Here is a 17,497-nt window from a genome sequence, read left to right on the forward strand (position 1 = left end):
ATGATCCCAGAAATTGGTTATTTTTCTTTAACGCTTGCCATGGTGCTGAGCGTTTTATTATGTATTTTTCCACTTTGGGGCGCGCATACAGGTAATCTTCGCTTAATGCGTGCTGCCCCCTCTTTAGCTATTGGTCAGTTTGCGTTTGTATTAATTTCGTTTGCTGCACTTATTTACGCAAGTTTAACTGACGACTTTACCGTATCTTATGTGGCGTATCATTCGAGTAGCACACTGCCATGGTATTACAAAATAACATCGACTTGGGGCGGCCATGAAGGAGCAATATTGCTTTGGTTAGTGATGCAAGCAGGTTGGACTGCTGTTGTTGCTGCTCGCTCAAAGTCATTACCTTGGGTTCTACGTGCCCGTGTTTTAGGCGTGCTTGGTTTTTTAGGTGTTGGTTTCATGATGTATACCTTACTATTATCAAGCCCATTTGAACGTTTACTTCCTTATTTTCCGGTAGAAGGGCGAGATTTGAATCCGCTTTTACAAGACCCCGGTATGATCATTCACCCGCCATTACTTTACATGGGTTATGTTGGGCTATCGGTTGCTTTTTCGTTTGCTATTGCAGCACTTTTAACAGGTAAGCTTGATAACACGTGGGCTAAATGGTCACGTCCGTGGACAATGACCGCGTGGGGCTTTTTAAGTTTAGGTATTACTATTGGCAGTTGGTGGGCTTATGCAGAGCTTGGCTGGGGTGGCTGGTGGTTTTGGGATCCAGTAGAAAACGCGTCGCTTATGCCTTGGCTTGTTGCAACCGCTTTACTTCATTCGCTAAGCGTGACAGAAAAGCGCGGCATTTTTAAATCGTGGACCGTATTACTGGCAATTGCAGCATTTTCGTTAAGCTTGCTGGGAACGTTTATTGTGCGTTCAGGTATTATTGTATCAGTTCATGCGTTTGCAACTGACCCCGACAGAGGCCTGTTTATACTCGCCTTTTTAGGAATAGTTGTTGGCGGTGGTTTAGCGCTTTATGCATTACGCGTATCGCAAGTTCATAGCGAAGGACGCTACAAGTTTGTATCGCGCGAAGTGGCATTATGGCTAAACAATATCTTTTTAGTTGTGGCGACCTTAATTGTACTATTGGGTACTTTATTGCCTATGGTGCACAAAGAAATGGGCTTAGGCAGTATTTCTATAGGTGAACCGTTCTTTAATAAAATGTTTGCAATACTACTTGTGCCATTTGCTATTTTAATGGGCATTGGTCCTTTTTTACGCTGGAAGCAAAACAAATGGGCGTTTTTACAAAATAAAATTGTTGTGGGTATTTTGGCCAGTGTGGCGATTACTTGTGTATGGTTGTTCTCAGCTTACGACGAAGTGACACCACTTACGCTATTAGCAACAACGCTGGGTGTGTGGGTTGCCGTTTCAACCTTGATTGACATTTACACTAAAGCTGCAGTGCATGGCACATTAAAAGAAGGGTTAAAACGCTTAGGTGTTAGTTATTGGGCAATGGTGCTAGGCCACATTGGTATGGCATTTGTTATTGCAGGCGTTGCGTTAACCTCTGCGTACTCTGTTGAGCGTGATGTATCGATGAAGCAGGGCGATATAGTGCAGCTTAATCAATACAACTACCGCTTTGAAGGTGTTAAAACAATTCGTGGACCTAATTATAGTGGCCATGCTGGTGTTGTTACGGTGCTAAAAAACGATGATGTAGTCACTCGTTTGTACGCTGAAAAACGTAAATACGATATTGGCATGCAATTTATGACAGAAGCCGCCATTGATGCTGGCTTTACACGTGATTTATACCTTGCTCTCGGTGAGCAATTAAGCCAAGGGGCTTGGTCTCTGCGCATATACCACAAGCCGTTTGTGCGTTGGTTATGGATTGGTGGTGTATTAATTTCACTTGCAGGGTTCATGATTTTGTTTGATAAACGTTACCGTACATCCGCAAAAACAGCTCGAAAAGCAGCAGCGGAGAGTGTGTTATGAACCGTAAATTGTTAGCCATAGCGCCTCTTTTAGTATTTGCTTTTGTATGTGTGTTTTTATACCAAGGTTTATTTGCAAACCCACGCGAAATACAAACTGGGCGAATAGGCCATGAAATGCCTGCTTTTACGCTTCCTGATTTAATGCAAGACAACAAGCAATGGACCAACGAAGCGTTAAAAGGCGAGGTATATTTACTAAATGTATGGGGCACTTGGTGCCCAACCTGTTTAGCTGAGCTGGGCTACTTAACAAAGCTGCGAGAGCAAGGCGTTAAAATTATCGGCTTGTATTATGTGCAAGGTTACGACGCCGACTTTGATGGTCCGTTTGACATGCAAGCACTACGTACTGAAGTACAAGATATGCTTAAGCGTGCGGGTAACCCTTATCAGTTTAATATTTTGGATTTACATCGAACGCTGTCGTTAGATTTGGGTGTGTCGGGCGCGCCAGAAACATTTTTAATCGATAAAAACGGCACTATTTTGCTACACCATACTGGTGATATTAATCCGCGAGTATGGCGTTCTAAATTTGCACCTATGATGCAGGAGCTAAAATAATGAAGTGGCTATTGTTTTCACTCAGCCTTTTACTGACTACGAGTGCATTAGCGCAAACTGATCGCTACGTATTTGATACCGACGAGCAAGCGGTTCGTTTTGAAGAGCTTACAAAAGAACTTCGTTGCCCTAAGTGTCAAAATCAAAACATTGCTGATTCAGACGCTATTGTTGCCAAAGACCTACGCGAAAGAGTGGTAGAGCTAGTTAAAGAAGGCAACACAAAAGATGAAGTTATTGACTACATGATTGACCGCTATGGTTACTTTGTTCATTACGACCCACCTGTGACCCCTGCAACACTAGTACTTTGGGTATTGCCGGTATTAATTGTTATTGTTGGGTTTGGTTTTATTGTAATTCGTCAGCGTAAAGCGTCTGTAAAGCAGACTTGGAGCAACCAAGATGAAGTACTTTTAAATAAGCTAATTGAACAAAATAAACGTCAGGAGCAAAGTTAAATGATTTTAATGTGGGCGTGTTTTGCTTTACTCACACTGATTGCACTGGCGTTTGTTATGCTGCCTTTTTTACAAAAAGAGCGTGTTAAAACAATTACTCACAACGCAAATGCCGAGCTTATAAGTATTTACGAACAACGTTTGGTTGATTTAAAAACCGATTTAGATAATCAACGTATAGATGATGCTAACTATTCTGAATCGATAGTTGAACTAAAACGCCGTTTGCTTAATGAGCTTTCTCCAGAAAAGTCATTAATTAGCAAAGGTAACAACCGTATTTTTGCCCTGACAGGGGGCGCATTTGTTATTGCACTAAGCGGTATTTTTTATAGTTTAACGGGTAGTCAACAGCAAATTTCAGCATGGCACGATGCCATGGATAACCTGACCGAATACGGTGAGCGCGCTGTGATGCAAAAAGGCGAGCAGCTTACTCAAAACGAGCTACAAGCATTTGCACTGGCGTTACGCACCAAGTTAAGCCGTTCAGGCGATGATGAAATGGCATGGATGTTACTTGGTCGTGTTGCCATGTCACTGAATGAATTTGATATGGCTCAGCAATCATTTGATAAAGCACTGCGCATGAACCCTGATAATAAACAGGTGTTAATAAGTTACAGCCAAATTTTGCTACTTGAAGGCAGCGAAGCGAATATGACGCGTGCAGCGGGTATGTTGTCTAAAGTGTTAAACGCAGAACCGACAAACTTAGATGCTATTTCGTTATTAGCGCTCATTGCTTACGAGCGAAAAGACTGGCCTCAAGCTAAAGCCGCCTTTGAAGTATTGCTAGCCAGTATGGAAAAAAATGATTCTCGCTATGGTTTAATATCTCAGCGTATTGCAGATATTGAACTGCAAATGCAAAGCGAAGGCTCGGTAATGCCAGTAACTAAAGCCAACAGCATTGCTGTTACCGTTAATGTTGCCAGTGAGCTTATAAATAAACTGCCTGAAAAGGGGACTTTATTTGTATTTGCAAAAGCGGCAAATGGTTCGCCAATGCCGATTGCTGCTGTAAAACTCACTTCATATTCATTCCCTGTTACAGTTGAGTTAAACGATAGCACTGCCATGGTTGAAGGTATGAACTTATCTAGCGCAGAAGATATTATTATATCGGCGCGTATTTCGCTTGATGACTCTGTTATGCCAAGTTCAGGTGAATTAGAAGGGCATTCTGGCTCATTAAAGCGTGAAAGTGTAAGTGAATACCAACTTAAAATAGATACATTAATACCTTAAGGACGAAAAATGTTAAGACAAAGTTTAGCTTTTTTAAGCTTTTTGATACTGGCCGGTTGTGCGCAAGTACCAGAAAGCAAAGTTGATGAAAGAGATCCACTGCAAAGTATTAACCGTCCGTTGTATGACTTTAATATGGATGTTTTAGACGCTTACATACTTCGCCCAGCAGCGGTTGGTTATGTTGCCGTGACTCCTGTGCCTGTGCGTCAAAGCATTGTTCACTTTACGGATAACCTAACTGCACCGGTTGATATGGTAAATGCTGGGCTACAGGGTAAACCGGGTAACGCAAGTGTAAGCCTTGCGCGCTTTTTAGTGAATTCTACCGTGGGCATTTTTGGTATTTTTGATGTAGCTAGCTCGCTTGGTTTAAATCGAGTAGATGAAGATTTTGGCCAAACAATGGGTGTGTGGGGCATTGGTGATGGTGCATACTTAATGCTACCTGCAATGGGGCCTACTACAGCAAGAAACTTAACCGGTGACGTAGTAGACAACTTTGTTCTGCCTGAAATTGCCTTAACTACGCCACAAACGGTGCTAGTATTTGCGTTAAAAGCGGTAGAAGCGCGTGCTTCATTAATGGCGCAAGAAGGACTTTTAAATGACTCACTTGACCCGTATTTATTTGTAAAAGATATTTATTTTCAGCGTCAGTTATTCGAACTTTACGATGGCAACCCGCCAATTAAAGAAGAGCCTGCCGACTTTGATGAAGACTTTTTAGAAAGTTTATAAGCCAAATCAAAATAAAAACGCCAGCTTAATGCTGGCGTTTTTTATAATATTGCTTAGCAAGTATTAGGTATTAACCATCAAGCTCATTTGCTCGTTCACCCAACTAAGTGCCTCGTGATACGCATCAGGTACTTTATCGGCAATATTAAGTGCTGTTGAAATGTCGTTTGCTTGTGACCAATCAGCCTTTTCGTAATGTTTAACAAGGTTTAAGTATTGCGCTAATAACCCCTCGTTATCTAACAAAGCTGCCTTAATATCGTTAGATAAAGGAAGCTTTTGCATCACACTTTGCATACTTTCATCTAAAATGGCATCCATTAACGACATCATACCGGTTAAAAATGCCATGCCGGTGTCTTTCATTTGGCCATGTGAAATAGCTAACAGCTCACAAAAGCGAGCGCGTGTAAGTGATAGCCTAATTAACTCTACCGGTTTATCAGCCGATACTTGTGCAGCAAATAACAAAGAGAGAAGTTTTTTGATCTCTTGAGCACCTAAAACAATAAGTGCTTGTTTTATTGTGCTTATTTCAGCTCGTCGTGTAAAGGCTGCTGAGTTTGAGTATCTGAGCAGTTTGTAAGATAGGTTTACGTCGCGCTCAAATACATCGGTGATTTTTTTTAGGTCCATCTCTACGCTTGACGTTTGGTAAAGTAATTCTGCAAGTGCCATTTCTGATGGTGGTAACGCTTTACTTTGTACCATTTCTGGTTTTGAAAAGAAAAACCCTTGAAAATAATCAAAGCCAAGCTCTAACGCTAAGCTATATGCTTCGTAGGTTTCTACTTTTTCAGCTAAAAGCTTTATATGAGGGTGCGCCTTTAGCTCTTTTATAATGGTTTTTATTGTTGCTAAATCACACGTTAAAAAGTCGATTTTAATAATATCGATAAACGGATAAAAGTGGCGCCACACCGGCTGGTGAATGTAATCATCGAGCGCGATGGTGTAGCCTTTGTCTTTGAGGTTTTTAACAATCGCAAGTAAACGTTTACCCGGTTGAATTGTTTCAAGTATTTCTACAACAATGGTGTCTTTACCTAACAGGGTAGGGTAACCCTTAAGTAAGGTTTCTAGTGTAAAGTTAATATAAGCGGGTTTGTTATCGGTTAAGTCTTCTAAACCAAAGTTAAACTGACTGCCTTCAATTAAGCGTGTAGTTGCTTCGTCACCATCTATATTGGGAAATACATTATCTACGCCATCACGAAATAAAAGCTCATAACCAATAAGCTCTTTATCACGATTTAAAATAGGTTGGCGCGCAGCATAAAAATACATAAAAAAATCCGTGTCAGTCGAGTCAGTCGCTATTGTAATAATATATTAGAAAACATACAAAATAGCATGCTGTATATTTTACTAAATAATAAAATATCATTATTAAATAAAAGCGTTTGGCTATTTTTTTGCGTGTAAAAAAGTTTTTTTAGCAATTGTTTTCAACATGATTATTTTTAAACTAAGAAAATACAACAAATAGAGATTTTTGTTACAAGCATGATATAGTCCGAAGGAATGCTTTTATCCTAATAGTGACTTTATTATAAAATTTTAAGAGTCAATATTCGGATCAAAAGCCTGCTACTTTTAATTGTTTTATGGAGGCGAATTTGGAAACAGGAATGATCATTTCATTGTCACTATATTTTGTTGTTATGTTAGGTATTGGTTTATATGCCTATAAGCAGTCAACAAGTGATGTTTCTGGTTATATGCTGGGTGGTAGAAACTTGTCGCCAAGTGTTGCAGCACTCTCAGCGGGTGCTTCAGATATGAGTGGCTGGATTTTAATGGGGTTACCTGGCGCCATGTTTGTTACTGGCTTAAGTAGCACATGGATTGCATTTGGTTTAATTGCCGGTGCATGGTTAAACTACTTTTTAGTCGCGCCGCGTTTAAGGGTTTACACTGAAAAAGCGAATGACTCTATTACCATCCCTGATTACTTTTCTAACCGATTTAACGATAAATCAAATTTACTCCGTGTTGTGTCGGCTGTTGTAATTATTGTGTTCTTTACACTATATACCTCTTCAGGTGTTGTTGCCGGTGGTAAACTATTTGAGAGCTCATTTGGCTTAAGCTACGAAATGGGGCTATACATCACAACGGGTGTTGTTGTTTTGTATACACTCTTTGGCGGCTTTTTAGCGGTTAGCTTAACTGACTTCGTGCAAGGCTGTATTATGTTTATTGCACTTATTTTAGTACCCGCTGTAGCTTACTCTTTATTAGAACAACCACTGCAGTCAACCCTAAACAGTGTTAATCCAGACATGCTAAGTTGGATAGGCGCAGGGTCTGCGCTAGGTATTATTTCAGCAATGGCGTGGGGCTTGGGTTACTTTGGTCAACCACATATCATTGTTCGCTTTATGTCGGTGCGCAGTGTTAAAGATATGCCAACAGCACGTCGTATTGGTATGTCTTGGATGATTGTTGCTGCAATTGGTGCAGTAGGTACGGGTATTTTTGGTGCAGCATACACTTATGAAAATAATATAGTTGTGGATGATCCTGAAACTATATTCTTGATCCTGTCAGAGCTGTTGTTTCATCCACTTATTGCTGGCTTTTTACTTGCAGCAATATTAGCTGCAATAATGAGTACAATTTCATCTCAGCTATTAGTAAGCTCAAGCTCACTAACTGAAGATTTTTACAAAACATTTTTACGTAAAGAAGCCAGTGACGCAGAGCTTGTACTAGTAGGGCGCATTAGTGTGTCTATTGTTGCAATACTTGCTATTTACCTCGCATACGATAGAGACAGCTCTATTTTAGACTTAGTGAGTAATGCATGGGCTGGCTTTGGTGCTGCATTTGGCCCGCTTGTATTGTTTAGCCTTTACTGGAAACGAATGAACTTTGCGGGTGCGCTTTCAGGTATGGTTGTGGGTGCAGTTACTGTTTTACTATGGATTTACGGCCCATTCACAATCAACGGTGAAAGTTTAAGTAGCGTAATGTACGAAATTGTCCCAGGCTTTATACTTGCAAGTATTGCTATTGTAGTTGTAAGTTTAGCAACCAATGAGCCTAACTCAGATATAACAACGTTATTTGATGAAGTTGAAAAAGAGCTTTAATTAATATTCGTTTTTATAAAAGCTATAAAAAAGGGAGCAACTAAGTTGCTCCCTTTTTATTTGCAAAATGTTTAGCTTGCTTGTTTAGCGTTGTTATCGTCAATAGATGCAACGTTATCTGATTTTTTATTTTTACTTGCCGCTTTAGTAGTAGGCTCTTTGGCACCTTTAAGTACCGACATAAAGTCGTCTTTACTTTTTGCTATTTCTAACGCAAGCGATTCTATTTGTTGCTCACTCAATGGCACGTCTACTTTTTCTAGCATCAGCTCAAGTGATTCTGCTATGTCTAGCATTTTGTCATAGGCATCAGCTTCTTTCTTAGTAGTAAACGTCATACGCTCGACTCCGTTTCGTTCTACAACATATTTAACAACAACAGCCATGATTTCTCCTGCAAACTTGCTTGGCACTGTGGTTTATAAAAAACCATAAGATTACTGTTTTTATATACAGTAAAGGTTTGCAAGTCAATATGCAAGCGCAGAGTTGTAATTTTTAAGTGTCTTAAATTTGACAAAAAACGGTAACTTAACTTTATTTAATATATCACTTGGTTGTACCAGCTGCATTTTAAGGATTTCGGATAAAAGTGATAATGCATTTAGGTACTTCCAAAGTGGCTAGCCTCGCGTTTGTCATTTATGGTCTTCCCTAATAATTAAAATAAATATGTTCTAAAATGGACAATAAGGACGAATAAATGAAAATATTTAAACTTTTACTTATAGCAAGTTTGCTAAGTATCCTACCCATTACTACCTCTTACGCGCAATTACCTGAAGTGAGCAAATCTATGTCTCCCATCGAAGCGGTAAGTATTAATGATGCAGATGCAAAAATGTTGGCTAAACTTCCTGGAATTGGTAAAAAGAAAGCACAAGCAATAGTAAATTACCGAGATGAAAATGGTTCATTTACAAGCCTTGAGGACTTAGCCAAAGTGAAGGGGATTGGCAAAAAAGTAATGGGTAAGTTAGAAGGAAAAGTTAAACTTTAGCAAAAGGGCGCTAAGCGCCCTTTTCATGTTGTTGTAGTGCTTCGTTTAAGTTTTTTCTGGCAAAATTTATATCGACCGGAGCGGTTAATAACGGATAAAAAAGCCCACCGAGTATTAAAAAGGGAATGATTATCCAACCTTCAAAAAGTGTAAATATTAAAAATAACGGGCTTAATAGCAATATCTTTATAATACGCAGTAATACACGGTCGGTAGGTGACAGCATTGATAAAGACCGTGCTATAACAAGCTGTCTCTCGCGTATTTTTAAATGTTGCAACTGTTTAAGTTGACTAGAAAAAAAGGTAAACATAATTATTAAACCGTTCTTTTTAGTATTAAGCGACTACCTAATACAATAAAAAATGTTAGAGCAAATAGCCCAAAAATAATTTCCATCCAAGCCGGCATACTGAGCGATAAAAACTCCCAATCTATGTTACCGCAATCGCCAGTGGCTTCAAAAAAGCTCGGTATCCATTCATGCAGCGGCATAAACGATGGAAAGTTAGGCTCAAACTCGCAGCTAAACGCAAACGGATCTGTTGTCGTTTGCATATCTATGTGCTCACGGGCAATTAAATACCCCCAAATGCTCGATACTCCCCAAGCAATGTAAGCAACTATACGCATTATTTTACTTTGTGGATTAATTGACCCAACAATACCCGCGCCAAGTAATCCTAATACCGCGGTTCGTTGATAAATACACATAATGCAAGGCGCTAACCCCATTTTATATTGAAAAAACAATGCGGTTACTTCTAGCATAAAAACAATCGCAGTGAATAAAAGCCAAGGTGTTCGTTGAGTAGATAATTGCGCAAGCCAGTTCATAAAAAGTCCGCTAATAAATAAGGCGTTAGATTATGACGCACGAAAAAGTACGCGGCAACAAAAAGAGGTATATAAAAAGTTTTATTGTTACCCTGCAAAAAATGTCCCTGCACTCTAAAAGGCTATATTGAAATACTCGGTGATATGTTTTTATGCATATTGTGGTTTTGATGGATTTACATTCTTACTACTGGAAAATATGTGTTTTGTCCATTTGTTTGCTTCATGGCGGGTTTTACGCTAGAAAATTTTGCTTAATGGGCTAACAACACCGTTTGCCCCTTGCTGTAAAACATGAGTGTAAATCTGTGTGGTTTTAACATCTGTATGACCTAACTGAGCTTGCACCGTTCTTATATCTGCTCCACCTTGTAACAAGTGTGTTGCAAAAGAATGACGAAAGGTATGAGGCGTCACAATCTTTGTAATATTGGTTTGCTTTAATGCCTTTTTAACCGCTTTTCTAACACATGTAGGATGGAAGTGATGACGCCGTATCTCGCCAGTTTCTGGATCACTACTTAATTTATAGGAAGGAAATAAATATTGCCACGCGAGTGATTTGTTAGCTGACGGATACTTACGAGCTAAAGCGTTTGGCATCCATACGCCTGCGTATTGTTCGTTTTGTAAATCTAATTGCAAATATTCTTAAACTTGCATTATTTGATTTCTAAGTAACGGGAGTAACTCAGTTGCAAGTGTAACAATACGATGCTTATTGCCTTTCCCGTTCCAAATTTGAATACATTTATAATCAAAATCAATGTCTTTTACTCGCAGTTGCACAGCTTCCATCACTCGCAGGCCGCTACCATACATCAACCCCACGATTAAGTAATATCGCTTAGATAGATGAATCATCAATTGTTTGACCTCATCGGGTGTCATTACAACAGGTAATTTGGGTTGTCGTTTACTTCGAGCAAAGTTCAAGTTTAACGAAAGTTCATTTTTGACAATATGTTTATATAAAAAAGCTAGCGCATTTAAAGCTGCACTTTGTGTTTTAGCTGACATGTTACGTTTTAATACAATATGGTCCAAAAACGCTTCGACTTCTGAATTTCCCATTGAGCTTGGGTGGCGTTTGTTGTGAAAGTGAATAAAGTTTGTGATCCAACTCAAATAAGCATTAATAGTTCTTAGTGAATACTGTCGAGTGAGCATATAGTCCGCAATGTAATTTAAATACGCAGAACGAGTTTTCATTTTCAATCCATCGAATTGACACTGTATGTATATACAGTTATAGCTCAGTCGCTCGCATAGTCAAGAAAACGACCCAGTCGCTCGTTTTATACTGAGAAGAAAACGCGCATGTATGAATTTTAATAACACTGGCAATTAGTTGGCAAGTTTGTTAAAAATAAACCAATAAGAAAACGAGCTACGCTGTAGTAGAAATTCGCGCGATTAGCTCGCTATAAACATGTTATGCGCCAATGCAAAGTTTTGGTGTACAAATTTAGTCAAGAGATATATTTAGCATGGAAGATAGAGCAAAAGTAATTAAAGAGTTGGAGCATAGACAAGATATGCAGAGAAGTAGATCTACTTCTCACAAATTGATATTTATTTTCGGTATTGTACTGTTGGTTATTGGTCAACTATTTCTATCAATATCGGAGTTTTTTGTAGAGTTTGTTAATAGCTCTCAATTTAAGGTAGGTTATGAAAGACACGAAGACCTTAATAGAAATATAAAAATTTGGGGTGGTTTTTTTGTTGTATTATCTACAGTGTTTTTTGCTTTTCTCTATATGGTTGGTTTCAATCCAAGAAAAATGCGAGAACAATCTAAGCTTTATGAAAGCAACTCCAGTAATCCGGAAATTAATAGAGATAATATAGAGATTGTAGCTTTATTAAAGTCAATCGATTCGTCTTTAGAGAAAGGAAAGTTAGAAAGTACACTATCTGAAAGTGAGCGAAAAGAAATTGTAAGCAGCATTTCAGCGACCGTTGAATCACACTTAAATGAATCTTTGTTAAGTAAAATCGAACAGAAATATGGCAAGACCATCCATTCGAGTGTATTGTCAGATTTATCGATTTCGAGCTTAAATAAAACAGTCTCAAGGCTATCTAGTTATGCAAATGACTTAAAAAGCAAAGCCGCTGTTAATTTAAGCTATGGTATTGGTGCTACGGTTGTAGCAATAGGCACATTGATTTACGTTTTGTTTAATGCTGCGGCACCTGAGAATGCCTCGACAATTCAAGAAACCTTTTATTATACATCTCGTTTATTTCTTGTCTTATTAGTTCAAGGCATATCAATATTCTTCTTAAATTTATATAAATCCACCACTAATAATATACTTTATTTAAGTAACGAAATAACAAACCATGAGTCTAAAAGAGATGCCTTGGCTATTTCTCTTAGTTCGGGTAACTTTGAGTCAGCTTCCTCAATGCTTGTGTCGCTATCTAATACTGAGCGAAACTTCACCTTAAAAAAAGGTGAAACATCAATATATGATAAAGGTTCAGCACCTATACAAAATACCGTATCTGAAAGTTTAATCACAGATTTATTAAAACAAAATAGTAAGTAGAGTAATGGCGCATAACAAGTCGTTTAAAAGGACAAAAAACAGTTGGCTTTTGCTCCTTCGTCGCTAATTTTAGCCAACAATTTTATTGCCTCTTAACGAGGCGTTATGTGTTTCAGGAGTATGGTGTTTTCAATGGATAATGGTGACGTAAAAATGGTAGAAGCTAAAATAGAGTTAGAACGTATTTCTGAGCTTCAAAAATATAAAGAAGAATTTGATAAGCTTGGTTCAAATGATTGGGGGCTTAAAGATTTTCTTTCTATTATTGCGCCATTTGGCTTGCTTCTACTTGCAAATAGTTTCTTTACAATCGAGAGTGAGTTATTTCAAATAATGTGCGTTATTTTCATTGCCTCATCTTTTGTTCAAGGCATGGTTACCGCTGAAAGTAAAAAGACAAACCGCAGAATTGATTTACTGCTTAAAATCATCAAACAAGAACAGAGTAAAAACACATAACAAGCTAATTAATAAGGACAAAAAACAGTTGGCTGTTTTCGTTCCTCAACATTTTAGCCAACAATTTTTTGCCCATTATTAGGGCGTTAGCTGTACTAGGAGTTTCGATGAAAATATGGATATTGTTTTTTCTTTCTAGCATTTCTTTTTTTGGGTATGGCAATAATGCAAACACAGAAGGCGAAAGCGTAAACCCTGTGTTAAAGGCAATGGAATGTTTGAGGAATATTCCTGAAAGTGAAATAGCAAACCCTGAACATACTATTTCTAAATAGCTATCATTAATGACTAGTGTTATTGAGAACATAACTCTCGAACTTGGTACAAATATTAATGAACAAAAAGAATTTAGAGAGCTGTATAAAGTAGCTTTTAAATACTGCCCAAAAGAAATAAATGAACTTAAGGCGGGGTATAAAAGTACAGCTAACAAGTCGTTAAAGCAGGACAAATAACAGTTGGCTTTTGCTCCTGCGTCGCTTATTTTAGCCAACATATTATTTGCCTCTTAACGAGGCGTTAGCTTACTAAGGATAGTTTTGAGTATTTACGTTGAACCTGTAGAAGTTTTAAAAAATAAAATTGAAGCCAATGCCGCTAATTCTGTTTTAGAAGTTTGGACTGTATTTAAAAGTTTCTTTATCAATTTTAATGAAAATAAACCTCAATCTGTAACTAATCTTGGAATTATGTCTGAGATAACTTTAAGTACCTCTCCGATATTTTATTTTTCATTACATTATTTAGTAGATGACGGTGAGTGTAGTTACAGTGAATGGGTTTATTGTGAATTCAATTTACAAAATGTTAATACATCTATTTTAAATGAAGCTTGTATTGAATTATGGGATTGGGATTATCAAGTGCCCGATATGTTTCAACAGTTTGAAAGCTGGTTAGTATTTCAAACAGTCCAAGACAAAGCATTATCGCTAAACGTTTATGGGGCAGAATCGTAAGCTAACAAGCTAACAAGCTAATAAACAAGGACAAAAAACAGTTTGCTGTTTTCGTCCCTCAACATTTTAGCAAACAATTTTTTGCCTGTTATTAGGGCGTTATATTTCTCTATGCATTTGAGTAAATCGGACAAACTATTCGCAGAATTAATAATTTGGCCTTACGTTGGTATGTTGGTAGGCATTGCTTCAATTATGTTTGCTGGTATGCACGGATTGGAACTTTACCTTCCTTATACTCTCGGCTTGGGAGCATTGGTTGGTTGTACTAGAGCAATCGGGATTGGTTTTGGTCTCGTAAAATTCGAGTCTAAAGAAGTTAGTAATATTAGAGGTTATTCTTACAGAGCTGCTTTGTTTTTTATGTACGGTTTAGCTATTTATAGTGTTGTTTGGCCAAGGTATATTTATTAGAAATATAACAAGCCAATTATGGCAAGGACGCAAAACGCATGGCTTGCGCTCCTTCGTCGCTAAGTATAGCCATGCTTTTGTGCGCCCCATATTGGAGCGTTAGGCGAATAGGAGATAAATTGGAAGATTCATGGAAGCCCAAAGCTTGGCTAAGTATTTTTTACGGTTTGGTAATACAGCCTTTCACATTTTTGTATGTTAACAAAGCCAAGTTGTTTTGGTTTTACTTAATTTTGATTATATTTGTTACATTAATCGATACCAAGCTGCAGGCTATTGATGATACCGAGTCGTGGCATCATAATATTTATTTTACTTGGTTGTTTTTAATCATTTGTCCTATTCATGCTTATCTTATTTGTCGGGGGTACGACAAAGGTCAGCGCAAGAAGTGGTACGCTGGTTGGTTGCCTACGTTAGTATGTTTTGTCATGTTTTTTGCGTTCTTATCTTTAGTCAGAGCTTTTATTTATGAGCCATTTTCTATCCCGGCAAGGTCAATGAGTCCCACTTTAAATCCTGGTGATCAAGTTATAGTGAGTAAAAGTGGATTTGGAAACTATAGATATTTTGGGTTACAAATAGTCAAAAAAGCACCATCTAAAACATTTAAAAGAGGTGATGTGGTTGTGTTCCAATATCCACAGAATCCTCAAATTGATTTTGTCAAAAGGGTTATAGGACTGCCTGGGGATACTGTTATATACCGTGACAAAAGTATCTTTATTAAACCTTCTTGCATGGATGAATCGGCAAATTGTCCTGGATTTACAGAGGTAGCGAAAGAATACAAATTCACTGACTCGGGAGCTGGTTCGGAGCATGAGTATTATAAAGAGTCGCTAGATAATGATTCATACGTTATTAAATTGAACAGTAATCAGAAAGATTTATCCGAACGTTACTTTTATCAAGTTGGTACTCAAACAGATGAATGGTTAGTGCCAGATAAGCACTATTTCGTATTAGGTGACAATAGAGATAATAGTCTAGATAGTCGTTACTGGGGATTTGTGCCTGAGAGCAATATCATTGGTAAAATAGCGTATGTTTGGTAATTCGCCTAACAAACGCAGGCACTGGGACAAGTTTTTCGCTGCGCTCCAAACAAGCCCGTGCTGCGGGCGTTAGGTATACACATGAGTCTTCTGCCAATGGCTGATGCAGTGTCCGATGAAAAGGACGTGAAAGTAGCTAAAAGGATCATTGCTGAAAAGCAATTAGTTGGTGCTGCCAATAACACAAAATGGAATGAACTCATCTCAGAAATGCGAGAACTCCCTAATCCACCTTGCTACCGAACTAAGGTAGTTAATGGCTACATATCGGGCTGGGATAGCGAATGGTATTATCACTTACCATTTCCATTACTTAACGTTGAGTGGATTGATATAGAACTAACTGAAACTGTATTAACTTTGGTGCGCAAAATTGGCTTTGAGTTCGAAACAACCGAGTCAACAATCAGAGTTTGGGGTTACTTTCCAAAGTGTTACGAAAGTTTCGGTGAAGAGTATACCTAACAAGCAATTAAAGCGGGACTTTTTACAGTTTGCTCGGTTCCGCTGCGCTACACAATTTTAGCAAACTATTAAAAAGCCCCTTAATGTGGGCGTTATATGCCTTGGTTAACTTGAGAGGGACCTATCAATGTCGATGACTATGTACGTAATCTTATCTCTTAGTGATGTTCCAAATACGAACTCACTAAACGAATTATCAGAACAGTTAAACACTCCTGTTCAATATTTAGAAAATGTAGATTTAAAAAAGCATACTGGGTTTCTCTCTGTCAAACTGAAAGGCGAAGACTCTGGGGTGGAAACATATATGTCGCCTTTATCAGAGTTCTCAGATTACTTTCCTGCATTCGATTCCTCAGCTTTTATAGAGCCAGTAGTGGTAACATTTCGATGGGGCGGTGACATGAATGAAATGGTTGTGGCTTTAAATTCTGCTTATCTTCTCGGATATCAAAAAAACTCCGCTACATTCGAACCGCAAAGTGGTGTGTTTTTATCAAATGAACAAGTAAAAGAAGGTGCAGAGGCTATGTCTGCAAACGGCATATAACAAGGCAAATTAAAAAGTGCGGACAAAAAATAGTTGGCTTTGTTCGTACCTCACAAATTATAGCCAACTATTTTTAGCCGTTTATTTGCGGCGTTATAAATACTTCAAGGATTAGAGTAAATGGAAATCTCTGCAAAAAATATTTCTAAAAAATCACTGTTTAAACTTTTATTTCAAAGTATTGGTTACGGCTTAATGGCTTTCTGTGTTCTTATGGGGATATTTTCACTTTTTGGCTTTGAAACAGTCGCTTTTAATGAACAGTATTATACTGGCATATCAGGGTTGTTAGTTTCATTACCGCTTGGTTTGTTTATGGGGTTATTATTCACTTGCTTTATGTGGTTAATTGGCATCTTAGGTTTATGGATTAATTCATATTTCAAGGGTGTAACCATAGTGTTTAAAGGTGTTTCCGAGCAAGTTGGCGAATAGTATTTATAACAAGCCAATTAAGTGCGGGACTGCTAAAGCTTGGCTCGGTTCCGCTACGCTACGCTACACAGTTTAGCCAAGCATTATCAGCCCCTTATTGGGGCGTTAGGTTACAAGGAGAGTCTGTGAAAAAAGTTCTTATTTCTGTTTTATTGGCGGTAACAATTGCTGGCTGTAAAACCACACCATCTACACCAATTATTTTATACAAAGAGCCAGCGATATCTGACAACACAGCTACATTTGTCGGCGAAGATAGTGAGGCGGTTATTTTTGGAAAAGGTCACGAGAAAATCCATATATGTAAAGTTAATGGAGAATCTATTCCGCTTACAGATGTTAATCGAAAAATAATCGTAGAAGCTGGCCAGCACACATTGAATGTTTGTTATCGCGAAGGTGGAAATTCAGCAGAAGCTTCATTTATAACAACCATTCAAGCAGGAGCTCAATATAAAGTTGAACTTGGTGAGCATTCTTGGACTAAAGTTAATTTTTCCATAGCAAAACAGCAAACAAACAGTAAGTTGGTAGAGCTTGTAACAGTCCCTAAAATAGCTGGTGACATAACCATTTTGGTGTTTTAGTAACCTAACAAAGCAATCAAGTGCGGACTAAAAAAGCTTGGCTTGGTTCGTACCTCACTAATTTTAGCCAAGCTCTGTTAGCCG

Annotated in this window: 21 protein-coding genes and 1 pseudogene; 17 read left to right on the forward strand and 5 right to left on the reverse strand. The window is 38.2% G+C overall.

Features of this window, described 5'->3' with window-relative positions; genetic code table 11:
• The 5 genes from MTF67_RS08005 to MTF67_RS08025 are packed head-to-tail and all read left to right on the forward strand — an operon-like array spanning position 1 to position 4,990.
• Positions 1 to 1,971, forward strand: a complete 1,971-nt coding sequence (locus MTF67_RS08005) for a heme lyase CcmF/NrfE family subunit (protein WP_008127604.1) — start codon at positions 1 to 3, stop codon at positions 1,969 to 1,971.
• On the forward strand, positions 1,968 to 2,537 hold the full coding sequence (locus tag MTF67_RS08010; RefSeq protein ID WP_248519233.1) for a DsbE family thiol:disulfide interchange protein: 570 nt from the start codon (positions 1,968 to 1,970) through the stop codon (positions 2,535 to 2,537). The genes MTF67_RS08005 and MTF67_RS08010 overlap by 4 nt, the downstream gene beginning before the upstream one ends.
• Positions 2,537 to 2,998, forward strand: coding sequence for a cytochrome c-type biogenesis protein (locus MTF67_RS08015; protein WP_008127607.1), 462 nt, complete (start codon positions 2,537 to 2,539; stop codon positions 2,996 to 2,998). The genes MTF67_RS08010 and MTF67_RS08015 overlap by 1 nt, the downstream gene beginning before the upstream one ends.
• The gene (ccmI, locus tag MTF67_RS08020) at positions 2,999 to 4,249 is read left to right on the forward strand and encodes a c-type cytochrome biogenesis protein CcmI (RefSeq protein ID WP_010557078.1); all 1,251 of its coding nucleotides are present in this window, start codon (positions 2,999 to 3,001) and stop codon (positions 4,247 to 4,249) included.
• A gap of 9 nt (positions 4,250 to 4,258) precedes the next feature.
• A complete protein-coding gene (locus MTF67_RS08025) occupies positions 4,259 to 4,990 on the forward strand; it encodes a VacJ family lipoprotein (RefSeq protein WP_008127611.1) in 732 nt (243 codons plus the stop codon).
• Positions 4,991 to 5,053: 63 nt separating this feature from the next.
• Here the strand turns inward: MTF67_RS08025 and MTF67_RS08030 are convergent, their stop codons facing one another.
• The gene (locus tag MTF67_RS08030) at positions 5,054 to 6,277 is read right to left on the reverse strand and encodes an HDOD domain-containing protein (RefSeq protein ID WP_138740465.1); all 1,224 of its coding nucleotides are present in this window, start codon (positions 6,275 to 6,277) and stop codon (positions 5,054 to 5,056) included.
• Between the two features lie 332 nt (positions 6,278 to 6,609).
• Between MTF67_RS08030 and putP the strand changes: the two genes are divergently transcribed.
• Positions 6,610 to 8,088 (forward strand): sodium/proline symporter PutP, encoded by a 1,479-nt coding sequence (gene putP / locus MTF67_RS08035; protein ID WP_010557080.1) that lies wholly within the window; start codon positions 6,610 to 6,612, stop codon positions 8,086 to 8,088.
• 71 nt (positions 8,089 to 8,159) lie between these two features.
• Here putP and MTF67_RS08040 read toward each other — a convergent pair whose 3' ends face one another.
• Positions 8,160 to 8,474, reverse strand: a complete 315-nt coding sequence (locus MTF67_RS08040) for a YebG family protein (RefSeq protein WP_008127619.1) — start codon at positions 8,472 to 8,474, stop codon at positions 8,160 to 8,162.
• Positions 8,475 to 8,791: 317 nt separating this feature from the next.
• On the opposite strand from MTF67_RS08040, the gene MTF67_RS08045 reads away from it, so the two are divergent.
• Positions 8,792 to 9,088, forward strand: coding sequence for a ComEA family DNA-binding protein (locus tag MTF67_RS08045; protein ID WP_243531267.1), 297 nt, complete (start codon positions 8,792 to 8,794; stop codon positions 9,086 to 9,088).
• Between the two features lie 10 nt (positions 9,089 to 9,098).
• Here the strand turns inward: MTF67_RS08045 and MTF67_RS08050 are convergent, their stop codons facing one another.
• The 3 genes and pseudogenes from MTF67_RS08050 to MTF67_RS08060 form a co-directional block, all read right to left on the reverse strand.
• Complete coding sequence (locus MTF67_RS08050; protein ID WP_248519234.1) at positions 9,099 to 9,401, reverse strand: DUF6170 family protein; 303 nt, start codon at positions 9,399 to 9,401, stop codon at positions 9,099 to 9,101.
• Between the two features lie 5 nt (positions 9,402 to 9,406).
• Positions 9,407 to 9,925 carry a disulfide bond formation protein DsbB gene (gene dsbB / locus MTF67_RS08055; RefSeq protein ID WP_039037803.1) on the reverse strand — a complete coding sequence of 173 codons (519 nt, stop codon included), beginning with the start codon at positions 9,923 to 9,925 and terminating at the stop codon, positions 9,407 to 9,409.
• Between the two features lie 240 nt (positions 9,926 to 10,165).
• Positions 10,166 to 11,137 (reverse strand): annotated as a pseudogene (locus MTF67_RS08060) (integron integrase).
• Positions 11,138 to 11,415: 278 nt separating this feature from the next.
• Between MTF67_RS08060 and MTF67_RS08065 the strand changes: the two are divergent.
• The 10 genes from MTF67_RS08065 to MTF67_RS08110 all read left to right on the forward strand — a co-directional run bounded on the left by MTF67_RS08065 (position 11,416) and on the right by MTF67_RS08110 (position 17,413).
• Positions 11,416 to 12,486, forward strand: coding sequence for a hypothetical protein (locus MTF67_RS08065; protein ID WP_248519235.1), 1,071 nt, complete (start codon positions 11,416 to 11,418; stop codon positions 12,484 to 12,486).
• 132 nt (positions 12,487 to 12,618) lie between these two features.
• The gene (locus tag MTF67_RS08070) at positions 12,619 to 12,945 is read left to right on the forward strand and encodes a hypothetical protein (RefSeq protein ID WP_138585493.1); all 327 of its coding nucleotides are present in this window, start codon (positions 12,619 to 12,621) and stop codon (positions 12,943 to 12,945) included.
• Positions 12,946 to 13,052: 107 nt separating this feature from the next.
• The gene (locus MTF67_RS08075; RefSeq protein ID WP_248519236.1) at positions 13,053 to 13,220 is read left to right on the forward strand and encodes a hypothetical protein; all 168 of its coding nucleotides are present in this window, start codon (positions 13,053 to 13,055) and stop codon (positions 13,218 to 13,220) included.
• 9 nt (positions 13,221 to 13,229) lie between these two features.
• The gene (locus tag MTF67_RS08080) at positions 13,230 to 13,400 is read left to right on the forward strand and encodes a hypothetical protein (RefSeq protein WP_248519237.1); all 171 of its coding nucleotides are present in this window, start codon (positions 13,230 to 13,232) and stop codon (positions 13,398 to 13,400) included.
• Positions 13,401 to 13,484: 84 nt separating this feature from the next.
• Positions 13,485 to 13,904, forward strand: a complete 420-nt coding sequence (locus tag MTF67_RS08085; RefSeq protein ID WP_248519238.1) for a hypothetical protein — start codon at positions 13,485 to 13,487, stop codon at positions 13,902 to 13,904.
• A 533-nt stretch (positions 13,905 to 14,437) separates the two neighbouring features.
• Positions 14,438 to 15,376: a signal peptidase I gene (gene lepB / locus MTF67_RS08090; RefSeq protein ID WP_248519239.1), complete on the forward strand. Its 939-nt coding sequence runs from the start codon at positions 14,438 to 14,440 to the stop codon at positions 15,374 to 15,376.
• An 81-nt stretch (positions 15,377 to 15,457) separates the two neighbouring features.
• Positions 15,458 to 15,841, forward strand: coding sequence for a DUF6678 family protein (locus MTF67_RS08095; RefSeq protein ID WP_248519240.1), 384 nt, complete (start codon positions 15,458 to 15,460; stop codon positions 15,839 to 15,841).
• Between the two features lie 127 nt (positions 15,842 to 15,968).
• Positions 15,969 to 16,391 (forward strand): hypothetical protein, encoded by a 423-nt coding sequence (locus tag MTF67_RS08100; protein ID WP_248519241.1) that lies wholly within the window; start codon positions 15,969 to 15,971, stop codon positions 16,389 to 16,391.
• A 120-nt stretch (positions 16,392 to 16,511) separates the two neighbouring features.
• Complete coding sequence (locus tag MTF67_RS08105) at positions 16,512 to 16,826, forward strand: hypothetical protein (protein ID WP_248519242.1); 315 nt, start codon at positions 16,512 to 16,514, stop codon at positions 16,824 to 16,826.
• Positions 16,827 to 16,951: 125 nt separating this feature from the next.
• A complete protein-coding gene (locus MTF67_RS08110; RefSeq protein WP_248519243.1) occupies positions 16,952 to 17,413 on the forward strand; it encodes a hypothetical protein in 462 nt (153 codons plus the stop codon).
• Positions 17,414 to 17,497: the final 84 nt, after the last annotated feature.

The organism is Pseudoalteromonas sp. 2CM32C (genome assembly GCF_023161925.1).
GTDB lineage: Bacteria > Pseudomonadota > Gammaproteobacteria > Enterobacterales > Alteromonadaceae > Pseudoalteromonas > Pseudoalteromonas marina.

What these genes read in the sequence shown, in the direction of transcription:
- MTF67_RS08045 (WP_243531267.1), top strand. Translation starts at nt 8,792, where the DNA reads ATGAAAATATTTAAACTTTTACTTATAGCAAGTTTGCTAAGTATCCTA.
- MTF67_RS08025 (WP_008127611.1), top strand. Translation starts at nt 4,259, where the DNA reads ATGTTAAGACAAAGTTTAGCTTTTTTAAGCTTTTTGATACTGGCCGGT.
- MTF67_RS08015 (WP_008127607.1), top strand. Translation starts at nt 2,537, where the DNA reads ATGAAGTGGCTATTGTTTTCACTCAGCCTTTTACTGACTACGAGTGCA.
- MTF67_RS08080 (WP_248519237.1), top strand. Translation starts at nt 13,230, where the DNA reads ATGACTAGTGTTATTGAGAACATAACTCTCGAACTTGGTACAAATATT.
- MTF67_RS08005 (WP_008127604.1), top strand. Translation starts at nt 1, where the DNA reads ATGATCCCAGAAATTGGTTATTTTTCTTTAACGCTTGCCATGGTGCTG.
- MTF67_RS08075 (WP_248519236.1), top strand. Translation starts at nt 13,053, where the DNA reads ATGAAAATATGGATATTGTTTTTTCTTTCTAGCATTTCTTTTTTTGGG.
- MTF67_RS08105 (WP_248519242.1), top strand. Translation starts at nt 16,512, where the DNA reads ATGGAAATCTCTGCAAAAAATATTTCTAAAAAATCACTGTTTAAACTT.
- MTF67_RS08010 (WP_248519233.1), top strand. Translation starts at nt 1,968, where the DNA reads ATGAACCGTAAATTGTTAGCCATAGCGCCTCTTTTAGTATTTGCTTTT.
- MTF67_RS08095 (WP_248519240.1), top strand. Translation starts at nt 15,458, where the DNA reads ATGAGTCTTCTGCCAATGGCTGATGCAGTGTCCGATGAAAAGGACGTG.
- MTF67_RS08030 (WP_138740465.1), bottom strand. Translation starts at nt 6,277, where the DNA reads ATGTATTTTTATGCTGCGCGCCAACCTATTTTAAATCGTGATAAAGAG.
- dsbB (WP_039037803.1), bottom strand. Translation starts at nt 9,925, where the DNA reads ATGAACTGGCTTGCGCAATTATCTACTCAACGAACACCTTGGCTTTTA.
- ccmI (WP_010557078.1), top strand. Translation starts at nt 2,999, where the DNA reads ATGATTTTAATGTGGGCGTGTTTTGCTTTACTCACACTGATTGCACTG.
- MTF67_RS08050 (WP_248519234.1), bottom strand. Translation starts at nt 9,401, where the DNA reads ATGTTTACCTTTTTTTCTAGTCAACTTAAACAGTTGCAACATTTAAAA.
- MTF67_RS08100 (WP_248519241.1), top strand. Translation starts at nt 15,969, where the DNA reads ATGTCGATGACTATGTACGTAATCTTATCTCTTAGTGATGTTCCAAAT.
- MTF67_RS08070 (WP_138585493.1), top strand. Translation starts at nt 12,619, where the DNA reads ATGGATAATGGTGACGTAAAAATGGTAGAAGCTAAAATAGAGTTAGAA.
- MTF67_RS08065 (WP_248519235.1), top strand. Translation starts at nt 11,416, where the DNA reads ATGGAAGATAGAGCAAAAGTAATTAAAGAGTTGGAGCATAGACAAGAT.
- MTF67_RS08040 (WP_008127619.1), bottom strand. Translation starts at nt 8,474, where the DNA reads ATGGCTGTTGTTGTTAAATATGTTGTAGAACGAAACGGAGTCGAGCGT.